Origin of the sequence: Geminicoccus sp. (genome assembly GCF_035556675.1) — a bacterium.
GTDB lineage: Bacteria > Pseudomonadota > Alphaproteobacteria > Geminicoccales > Geminicoccaceae > Geminicoccus.
On record NZ_DATMFZ010000078.1, the window covers coordinates 1 to 10,107 of the forward strand.

Below are 10,107 nucleotides of genomic sequence, written 5' to 3' on the forward strand. Positions count from 1 at the left end.
CAGGACGCTGCGGGCATGGCGGATGCGCCGCCGGACGGCATCGGCGGCCATGGGCCCGCCGCGCACACCCAGGAACAGGGGCGAGCCGGGCTCCTGGGGGAAGGGGCAGGCGGCGAGATAGTCGGCCAGCGCCTGGGCCACCACCGGCAGCACCGGCACGTCGCGCACCCGCCCGCCCTTGCCCAGCACCCGCAGGCTGCGCAGGGAAGCGGCATCGGGCGGCAGAGCGGAACGGGTCAGGCCCAGCGCCTCGCCGATGCGCAGCCCGCAGCCCCACAGGAGCAGGAGCAGCGCCAGGTCGCGCCGCGCGACAAAGGGTTCGGCACCATCACCCAGCATGGCGGTGAGCTCGCCCGCCTGCTCCACGGTGAGCGGACGGGGCAGCCGGCGCGGCACGGCAGGCGTGCGCAGCGCGAACAAGGCGGGATTGTGCAGGCCCCGACGGCGGTCCAGCCAGCGGAAGAACGAGCGCACCGCCGCCACGCCGCGCATCACGTAGCCGCGCGACAGGCCCTGGGCCTGCCGGTCGGCCAGCCAGGCGCGGAAGTCCGCCGGGCGCAGCGCCATCAGGCTGGCAAGCGACGGCCGCTCGCCCAGATGCCTTGCCAGGAACGCGCACAACCGGCGCAGCTCGTCGCCATAGTAGGCCACGGTCTGCGGCGAGAAGCGTCGCTCCTTGGCCAGCTCGACGAGCCAGGCGCGCAGGGCGTCGTCGAGATCGTCGGTTCCGTGCAGCATGAGGCGAAGCGGTAGCACGGCGGGCGCGGGATACCTATGTTAGCCGGGCGCATGACTCCCGACCTCTTTGCCGATTCCTTCGCGACCGTGTCCGTCGTGGTGACCGCACCGCTGGACGGACCGTTCGACTATCTCCTGCCCGACGGCCGGCCCCGGCCGGAGCCGGGCCAGGTGGTGGCCGTGCCGTTCGGCCGCCAGGTCCTGCCCGGCGTGGTCTGGGACACCCGCCCCGAGCGCCCGGTCGACCCCGGCCGGCTGCGGCCGCTGGGCCCGCTCCTGCCGGTCCCGCCGCTGCCAGAGCCTCTGCGCCGCTTGGTCGATCACGTGGCGTGCGAGACGGTCAGCCCGCGCGGCCAGGTGCTGAAGCTGGCACTCTCGACCCATGCCGCCCTCGAGGAGCCGCGCACGGTCGAGCTGTACCGGCCGGCCGACGACGCGCAGGCGCGCAAGCTCACGCCCAAGCAGCACCAGGTGCTGGCCGCAGCGGCCGCGGAGCCGCTCGCACCCGCGGACTTGGCCAGGGCCGCCGGGGTGTCCAGCGCGGTCGTGAAGAAGCTGATCGATACGGGCGCGCTACTGTCCGAGACCCATGTGGTCGAGGAGCACTGGCCGATCCCCGATCCCGCCCGGATCGAGGTCGAGCTGAACGAGGGCCAGGCCAGCGCCGCGCGGCGGCTGGAGGAGGCGGTGCAGGAGCGCCGCCATGCGACCTTCCTCCTGGACGGGGTGCCGGGGGCCGGCAAGACCGAGGTCTATTTCGCGGCGATCGCCGCCTGCATCCGGGCCGGGCGTCAGGCGCTGGTGCTGCTGCCCGAGATCGCGCTCACCAGCCAGTGGTCGGCCCGCTTCACCCGCACCTTCGGCGTGCCCCCGGTGGCCTGGCATGCCGATGTCGGCTCGGCCCGGCGGCGCAAGATCTGGCGCGCGGCGATCGAGGGCAAGGTCCCGCTCGTGGTGGGTGCCCGCTCCGCGCTGTGGCTGCCGCTGCGGGATGTCGGGCTGATCGTGGTCGACGAGGAGCACGACCCCTCGTTCAAGCAGGACGACGGCGTCACCTACCAGGCGCGCAACGCGGCGATCGCCCGGGCGCGCTTCGAGAACTGCCCGATCGTGCTGGCCTCGGCCACGCCGTCGCTGGAGACGGTGGTGGCGACGGGCAGCGCCGGCCCCGACCGCATCCACCGGCTGGTGCTGCCCGAGCGGCATGGCAGCGCGCCGGCGCCCAAGGTCGACATCGTCGACCTGCGCTCGGCCAGGCCGCGCCGGGGTGCGGGCTTCCTCGCCCCCCGCATGGTCGGCGAACTGGAGGCGACGCTGGAGCGCGGCGAGCAGGCGCTCCTGTTCCTGAACCGGCGCGGCTATGCGCCCTTGTCCTTGTGCCGGGCCTGCGGCCACCGGTTCCGCTGCCCGAACTGCTCGGCCTGGCTCACTGCGCACCGGCTGCGCCGGCGCCTGCAATGCCATCATTGCGGCTTCTCGATGCCCGAGCCCGACCATTGCCCGGAATGCGGCACGACCGATGCGCTGGCCCTGTCCGGACCGGGCGTGGAGCGGATCGCGGACGAGGTGCGCCACCTGTTCCCCAAGGCGCGCACGGCCCTGCTGACCAGCGACACTGCCACCACCGCCGGGCAGGCGGCGGCGATCGTGGGGGCGGTGGAGCGGCGCGAGGTCGACATCCTGATCGGCACCCAGATGGTCGCCAAGGGCCATCATTTCCCGGACCTGACCCTGGTGGGCGTGGTGGATGGCGACCTGGGCCTGGGCGGCGGCGACCTGCGCGCCGCGGAGCGCTCGTTCCAGCTGCTCTACCAGGTCTCCGGGCGTGCCGGCCGCGCAGACAAGCCCGGCCGAGTCCTGATCCAGACCCACCTGCCGGGCCATCCGGTGATGCGCGCGCTCGCGTCCGGCGACCGCGACCGATTCGTGGCGGCGGAGATCGAGGAGCGCGAGGACGGCCTGCTTCCGCCGTTCGGCCGACTGGCCTCCTTGATCCTGTCGGGTGCGCGGCAGGTCGACGTGCAGGCCGCCGCCCGGCACTTGGCGCTGGCAGCCCCGGTCGACCCGGGGGTGCGGGTGCTGGGGCCGGCGCCGGCGCCGATCGCCTTGCTGCGCGGGCGCTGGCGCGAGCGGTTGCTGGTGCGCGCGCGGCTGGACGTCGACCTGCCGGACTATCTGCGCCTGTGGACCGGTACGGTCCGCCTGCCGTCGGCCATCCAGCTCACGATCGACGTCGACCCCTACGACTTCCTCTGACAATCGGCCGGTGCGGTGATCCCGGGGCTGCCGCCGGCAACTCCGCATCATTGACGCCGATATTGTGTTTCTATTGACCATCCGGAAATAGCGCTGCAGCCTGCCGCTATAGAACCGGAAATTCATTTGCGTGACTGTACAATCCTGCGATGAGCCGCAGGTAAACAAGAATGCGGTGCTTGCGTTTCCCGTTCTGTCGAATCAGTCGACGGTGATGGAGACGATCATTGGCTACGATCAGGGGCGATGCCGGCAACAACCGGCTGGCGGGCACCAACTCGGCCGACAGCATCTATGGTTTCGGCGGGGATGATCTGCTGTTCGGCCGTGGCAGTGCCGACCACCTGCTGGGCGGGACGGGTCGGGATCGGCTCTATGGCGGTACCGGCGACGACCGGCTCGAGGGTGGCGCCGGCAATGATCTGCTGCATGGCGGTGCCGGCTCCGACCGGCTCGACGGCGGTGCCGGGGTCGATACGGCGAACTATTCGGACGAGACGGTCGGCCTGTTCGCCGACCTGTTCACCGGCGCGGTCGTCACGGCGCACGGCATCGACCAGCTGTCCTCGATCGAGCGCTTCTATGGGGGCGCTGCGGACGACGTGATCACCGGTGCCGCTGAGGAAGGGGAGGTGGGGGCCAATGTCGAGGCCGGCCGCGGCTTGGCCCTGTTCGGCTTCGGCGGCGATGACTTCGTGTTCGGCGGGATCGGCAACGACTATCTCCAGGGCAATGAGGGCGACGATAGCCTGGCCGGCGATTCAGGCCACGATCGCCTGCTGGGCGGCGACGGCGACGACATCCTCCAGGGCGAGGCCGGGGACGATCTGCTCCAGGGCGGTGCCGGCGACGACCGGCTCGACGGCGGCGAGGGGATCGACACAGCCGACTATTCCGATAGCCGCGAGATGCTCGTGGCCGACCTGTTCGCCGGCGAAGTCCTCGACGGCGACGGCAAGGACCAGCTCGTCTCGATCGAGCGCTTCTACGGGAGCCGGGCGGGCGACCTCATCACCGCGACCGCCATCGAGGGCTACGATGCGGGGCCGGCCCACCTGGCGCCGGGGCAGGGGCTGGAGATCTTCGGGCTCGGCGGCAACGACTTCATCGGCGGAAGTGCCGGAGACGACCTCATCGAGGGGGGAGCCGGCAACGACAATCTGTCCGGCAGTGGCGGCGACGACCACGTCCTGGGTGGAGCGGGCGACGACATCCTGTTCGGCGATGCGGGCACCGACCTCCTGACGGGCGGGGCCGGCAACGACCGGTTCGACATGCTGATCGAGATTCCGGAGGATACGTCGGAGCCGTCGTTCATCTCCGGGCACACGATCGCGCTCGATTTCACCCGCGGCGAGGACAAGCTCTATGCCGATGTCTTCGACGGCGATCCGGCGACGCGGCTGGACAGCTACGAGGTGTTCGCCCGGCTCGACAGCAACCGCGACGGCAGCCTCACCGAAGCGGACGACTGGGTGGAACTCCGCGATGTCCGGCCGGACGGCATGGCCGCCCGTGGGTCGCTGGTGATCGATTTCGGCAATGCGGTGGCGCCGGACCTGGTGGGATCCGGGCACACGCTGACCCTGTACGGCGTGGCCTCGGTGACGAAGAGCGACTTCGTGCTGGACCCGGGGCCGGTCCTGGCCCCCTGAGCCGGCAAGGGGCCCGGTCCACATGCGCCGGGTCTGTTCCACGACAGGCAGTGCGATTTCCTGCCCGTCCGATCGCGCTCATCGGGCTTCCCGCCTGCGTCGAATCCGATCAGGATGCGCGCGGGCGGCGGGGGGTCGCTTGCAGGGCTCACACGGTCGTGTTATCCGCCGCACCGCCGAAAGTCGGGCGGCTGGATGCCGACGCAATACGCGTGCCGCCCGTAGCCGAAGACGGGGTTCCGTTTGTCTGCCAGAACAGCCACGAGTTCGGGATTGGCTGCGCGCTACGCGCAGGCGATGTTCGAGCTGGCGAGTGAGCAGGGTGTGCTTGATCAGGTCGGTACCGACCTCGACAAGCTCGACCGTGCCATCGCCGAAAGTCCGGACCTCGCGCGTCTGATCGCGAGCCCGGTCGTTACCCGCGAGCAGCATGCCAGCGCCGTCTCGGCGGTCGCCGACAAGCTGGACCTGAGCGAGATTACCCGGAAGTTCCTGGGGGTGCTCGCCGCCAAGCGCCGGCTGTTCGCGCTGCCCTCGATCGTGAGCTCGTTCCGGGCGCGCCTGGCCGAGCAGCGCGGCGAGGTGACCGCGGAGGTCGCCTCGGCCAAGCCGCTCGACCAGAAGCAGCTGAAGGCGCTCACGGACGCGGTCACCGCGTATACCGGCAAGAAGGTCCGGCTGGACACCAAGGTCGACCCCTCGCTGATCGGCGGGCTCGTGGTCACGGTGGGTTCCCGCCAGGTGGATGCATCCTTGAAGCGCAAGCTTCAGCAACTTGACGTCGCGATGAGAGGGTTGGGCTGATGGATATCCGTGCCGCTGAGATTTCGGCGATCCTGAAGGACCAGATCGCGAACTTCGGCGCCGAGGCAGAGACGGCCGAGGTCGGCCAGGTCCTCTCGGTGGGTGACGGCATCGCCCGCGTCTACGGCCTGGACGACGTCCAGGCCGGCGAGATGGTCGAGTTCGCGGACGGCACCAAGGGCATGGCGCTGAACCTCGAAGAGGACAATGTCGGCGTCGTGATCTTCGGCTCCGACAGCGCGATCCGCGAGGGCGACGTCGTCAAGCGCACCAACGCCATCGTGGACGTGCCGGTCGGCAAGGGCCTGCTCGGCCGCGTGGTCGACGGTCTCGGCAACCCGATCGACGGCAAGGGCCCGATCCAGACGACCGAGCGTCGCCTGGTCGAGGTGAAGGCGCCGGGCATCATCCCGCGCAAGGGCGTTCACGAGCCGATGCAGACCGGCCTGAAGGCCGTCGACGCGCTGATCCCGATCGGCCGTGGCCAGCGCGAGCTGATCATCGGCGACCGCCAGACCGGCAAGTCCGCCATCGCCGTCGACACCTTCATCAACCAGAAGGCCACCAACGAGGCCGCTGGCGGCGACGACACGAAGAAGCTGTTCTGCATCTACGTGGCGGTCGGCCAGAAGCGCTCCACCGTGGCGAAGCTGGTCAAGACGCTGACCGACTTCGGTGCGATGGAGTACTCGATCGTGGTGGCCGCCACCGCGTCCGAGCCGGCGCCGATGCAGTTCCTGGCGCCGTACACCGGCTGCACGATGGGCGAGTATTTCCGCGACAACGGCATGCACGCCGTGATCGTGTACGACGACCTGTCCAAGCAGGCCACCGCGTATCGCCAGATGTCGCTGCTGCTGCGCCGCCCGCCGGGCCGTGAGGCCTATCCTGGCGATGTGTTCTACCTCCATTCGCGCCTGCTCGAGCGTGCGGCGAAGCTGGGCGAGGCCAGCGGCCTGGGCTCGCTCACCGCGCTGCCGATCGTCGAGACCCAGGCGAACGACGTGTCCGCCTACATCCCGACCAACGTGATCTCGATCACGGACGGCCAGATCTTCCTCGAGACCGACCTGTTCTACCAGGGCATCCGCCCGGCGGTGAACGTCGGCCTGTCGGTGAGCCGCGTGGGCTCCTCGGCCCAGACCAAGGCGATGAAGAAGGTCGCGGGCAAGATCAAGCTGGAGCTGGCCCAGTATCGCGAGATGGCGGCGTTCGCGCAGTTCGCCTCCGACCTGGACGCCTCGACCCAGCGCCTGCTCAACCGCGGTGCGCGTCTGACCGAGTTGCTCAAGCAGCCTCAGTACGTGCCGATGGTGAACGAGGAGCAGGTCGCGGTCATCTATGCCGGCGTCAACGGCTACCTCGACAAGGTCAAGGTGTCCGACGTCGGCCGCTACGAGCAGGAACTGCTGGGCCTGCTGCGCGGCCGCGGCAACGAGATCCTGGTCTCGATCCGCGACACCAAGGACCTTACTCCCGAGACCGAAGCCAAGCTCAAGGCTCTGCTCGAAGAGTTCGGCAAGACCTTCGCCTGATCCGCAAAGGTCGCTGAACCATGCCAAGCCTCAAGGACCAACGCGCCCGGATCTCGAGCGTCAAGCAGACGCGCAAGATCACGAGCGCGATGAAGCTGGTCGCCGCCAGCAAGCTCAAGCGCGCGCAGGAGCAGGCCGAGGCGTCCCGCCCCTACGCCACCCGGATGGCCCAGATGCTGGGCAACCTGGCGGCGGGGGTGCAGGGGCAGCCCGAGGCGCCCCGCCTGCTCGCCGGCACCGGCGAGGAGCAGAAGTACCTCCTGATCGTCGCCACGGCCGACCGCGGCCTATGCGGCGGCTTCAACAGCTCGATCGCGCGCGGTGCCAGGCGGCGGATCCAGGAGCTGCAGGGCCAGGGCAAGGACGTGCGGCTCATCTGTGTCGGCCGCAAGGGACGCGATGCGCTGCGCCGTGACTACGGCAGCCTGATCCTGCACACCTACGAGGGTGTGGCCGGCAAGAAGCGGATGGAGTTCGCCGACGCGCACGACATCGCCGAGCGCATCCTCGAGATGTTCGAGGCGGGCGAGTTCGACGTCTGCGAGATCGTCTTCAACCGGTTCGTTTCCGCCATCCGCAACGAGCTGACCTTCCTCCAGCTCGTTCCGGCCGAGATCCCGCAGGTGCAGCGGACCGAGGCCCAGGCGGAGGAGCAGTCCGCTCCCTACGAGTTCGAGCCGGACGAGGAGCAGATCCTCACCGAGCTCCTGCCGCGCAACCTGGGCGTCCAGGTCTATCGTGCGCTCGTCGAGAACGCGGCGTCCGAGCAGGGTGCCCGGATGGCAGCGATGGACAGTGCGACCCGCAACGCGGGCGACATGATCAAGCGGCTGACGCTGACCTACAACCGGACGCGTCAGGCGCAGATCACCAAGGAACTGATCGAGATTATTTCCGGCGCCGAGGCGGTGTGAGTCGGAGGGAAAGAGTCACATGAGCGACATGACCAAAGAGAACATCGCCACCGGCCGGGTCACCCAGGTCCTGGGTGCGGTGGTGGACTGCCGGTTTGACGGCGGCAACCTTCCCGAGATCCTGACGGCGCTGCACGTGGACAACCAGGGCAAGACCCTGGTGCTCGAGGTGGCGCAGCATCTGGGCGAGAACACCGTCCGCACCATCGCGATGGACTCCACCGACGGCCTGTTCCGCGGCTCCGAGGTGATCAACACCGGGGCGCCGATCTCGGTCCCGGTCGGCCGCGAGACGCTGGGCCGCATCCTGAACGTGATCGGCGAGCCCGTGGACGAGCGCGGCCCGCTGAACAACTCGCTGACCGCACCCATCCATGCCCCGGCGCCCCTGTTCCAGGACCAGGCGACCGAGTCCGAGGTGCTAGTCACCGGCATCAAGGTCGTCGACCTGCTGACCCCGTACCCGAAGGGCGGCAAGATCGGCCTGTTCGGCGGTGCCGGCGTCGGCAAGACCGTGCTCATCATGGAGCTGATCAACAACATCGCGAAGGCGCACGGCGGCGTGTCGGTCTTCGCCGGTGTCGGTGAGCGGACCCGCGAGGGCAACGACCTCTACCACGAGATGATGGAATCGGGCGTCATCGACCTCGAGGACCAGACCAAGTCCAAGGTGGCGCTGGTCTACGGGCAGATGAACGAGCCGCCGGGTGCCCGTGCCCGCGTCGCCCTGTCGGGCCTGACCGTCGCGGAATATTTCCGCGACCAGGAAGGCCAGGACGTGCTGTTCTTCGTCGACAACATCTTCCGCTTCACCCAGGCAGGCTCGGAAGTGTCGGCGCTGCTGGGCCGCATCCCCTCCGCGGTGGGTTACCAGCCGACGCTGGGCACCGACATGGGTGCTTTGCAGGAGCGGATCACCTCGACCAAGAAGGGCTCGATCACCTCGGTGCAGGCCGTGTACGTGCCCGCCGACGACCTGACCGACCCGGCGCCGGCCACGACCTTCGCCCATCTGGACGCCACCACGGTGCTGTCGCGGCAGATTGCCGAGCTCGGCATCTACCCGGCGGTGGACCCGCTCGACTCCACCTCGCGCATCCTGGAGCCGGGCGTGGTCGGCCAGGAGCATTACGACGTCGCCCGTGCGGTGCAGTCGACGCTCCAGCGCTACAAGGGCCTGCAGGACATCATCGCGATCCTGGGCATGGACGAGCTGTCGGAAGAGGACAAGCTGGTGGTGGCGCGCGCGCGCAAGATCCAGCGCTTCCTGTCCCAGCCGTTCTTCGTGGCCGAGGTCTTCACCGGCTCGCCCGGCAAGCTGGTGGCGATCGAGGACACGGTGAAGGGCTTCAAGGGCATCGTGGACGGCGAGTACGACCACATCCCGGAGGCGGCGTTCTACATGGTCGGCACGATCGAGGAAGCCCTCGAGAAGGCCAAGAAGATGGCCGAGGCCTGAGCCGGAAACGGGAGGAGCGGCCTTGGCCGACAAGCTGCAGTTCGACCTGGTCTCGCCCGAGCGGGTGCTCGTCAGCGATGCCGTCGACATGGTGGTGGTGCCGGGTGCGGAGGGCGACTTCGGTGTCATGGCCGGGCACGCGCCGGTCATGGCGCTGCTGCGCCCGGGCCTGATCACCACCTACGAGAACGACCGCCCGGCCCGGCGGATCTTCGTCGCCAGCGGCTTTGCCGAGGTGAATCCGAGCGGCATCATCGTCCTGGCCGAGAACGCCGACGACCTGAGCGAGCTGCCGCAGGAGCGCGCCATGCAGATGCTGCGCAACGCCGAAGAGGATCTCCAGGCGGCCGGTGCCGCGAGCGAGGCCGAGCGCGCCAAGCTCGAGCAGGCGGTCGCCCTCGCCCGGGCGCGGAGCGAGGCCTACACGGCACCCTGAGGTGGCGAGGGGGCTCCAGGAGCCGCCCCGTCATCATCCGCAATGAAACGGCCACCGGGAGGATGCTTCCGGTGGCCGTTGCGCATTCTGGCCAAAGCCTGCTCAGATGCCGGCCGCGTCGTTGCTGCCTGGCCCGGTGCCCGGCCAAGTGAAAGTGAACGCCGTGCCGGTCGCCTCGGCCGAGCGGACCGACAGCGCGCCGCCATGCGCCCTGGCGATCTCGTCGGCGATGTAGAGGCCGAGGCCCAGGCCGCCCCCGCCGCGCATCGCACGGGTATAGGGCTGGAACATCCGGGCCATGATCTCCGGC

The 10,107-nt window shown here is 69.5% G+C and carries 9 protein-coding genes; 7 read left to right on the top strand and 2 right to left on the bottom strand.

The window, feature by feature from the left end; translation table 11 throughout:
- Window positions 1–738 (bottom strand): site-specific integrase (locus VNS22_RS06270; protein ID WP_325730695.1); only part of this gene is annotated, 738 nt, incomplete at its 3' end.
- Between the two features lie 51 nt (window positions 739–789).
- Between VNS22_RS06270 and VNS22_RS06275 the strand changes: the two genes are divergently transcribed.
- The 7 genes from VNS22_RS06275 to atpC all read left to right on the top strand — a co-directional run bounded on the left by VNS22_RS06275 (window position 790) and on the right by atpC (window position 9,797).
- Window positions 790–2,994, top strand: coding sequence for a primosomal protein N' (locus VNS22_RS06275; protein ID WP_325730698.1), 2,205 nt, complete (start codon window positions 790–792; stop codon window positions 2,992–2,994).
- Window positions 2,995–3,221: 227 nt separating this feature from the next.
- Complete coding sequence (locus tag VNS22_RS06280; RefSeq protein ID WP_325730700.1) at window positions 3,222–4,649, top strand: calcium-binding protein; 1,428 nt, start codon at window positions 3,222–3,224, stop codon at window positions 4,647–4,649.
- A gap of 243 nt (window positions 4,650–4,892) precedes the next feature.
- The gene (locus VNS22_RS06285) at window positions 4,893–5,453 is read left to right on the top strand and encodes a F0F1 ATP synthase subunit delta (RefSeq protein WP_349261722.1); all 561 of its coding nucleotides are present in this window, start codon (window positions 4,893–4,895) and stop codon (window positions 5,451–5,453) included.
- Entirely contained in the window at window positions 5,453–6,988 is a 1,536-nt protein-coding gene (gene atpA, locus VNS22_RS06290; RefSeq protein ID WP_325730704.1) for a F0F1 ATP synthase subunit alpha, read from the top strand. The genes VNS22_RS06285 and atpA overlap by 1 nt, the downstream gene beginning before the upstream one ends.
- Before the next feature lie 20 nt (window positions 6,989–7,008).
- The gene (locus tag VNS22_RS06295; RefSeq protein ID WP_325730706.1) at window positions 7,009–7,902 is read left to right on the top strand and encodes a F0F1 ATP synthase subunit gamma; all 894 of its coding nucleotides are present in this window, start codon (window positions 7,009–7,011) and stop codon (window positions 7,900–7,902) included.
- A 28-nt stretch (window positions 7,903–7,930) separates the two neighbouring features.
- Window positions 7,931–9,361, top strand: a complete 1,431-nt coding sequence (gene atpD / locus VNS22_RS06300) for a F0F1 ATP synthase subunit beta (protein WP_349261723.1) — start codon at window positions 7,931–7,933, stop codon at window positions 9,359–9,361.
- 22 nt (window positions 9,362–9,383) lie between these two features.
- Window positions 9,384–9,797 (top strand): ATP synthase F1 subunit epsilon, encoded by a 414-nt coding sequence (gene atpC / locus VNS22_RS06305; protein WP_325730708.1) that lies wholly within the window; start codon window positions 9,384–9,386, stop codon window positions 9,795–9,797.
- Window positions 9,798–9,899: 102 nt separating this feature from the next.
- Here atpC and VNS22_RS06310 read toward each other — a convergent pair.
- Window positions 9,900–10,107: ATP-binding protein (locus tag VNS22_RS06310; protein ID WP_325730710.1), on the bottom strand; the 208-nt coding region annotated here is incomplete at its 5' end.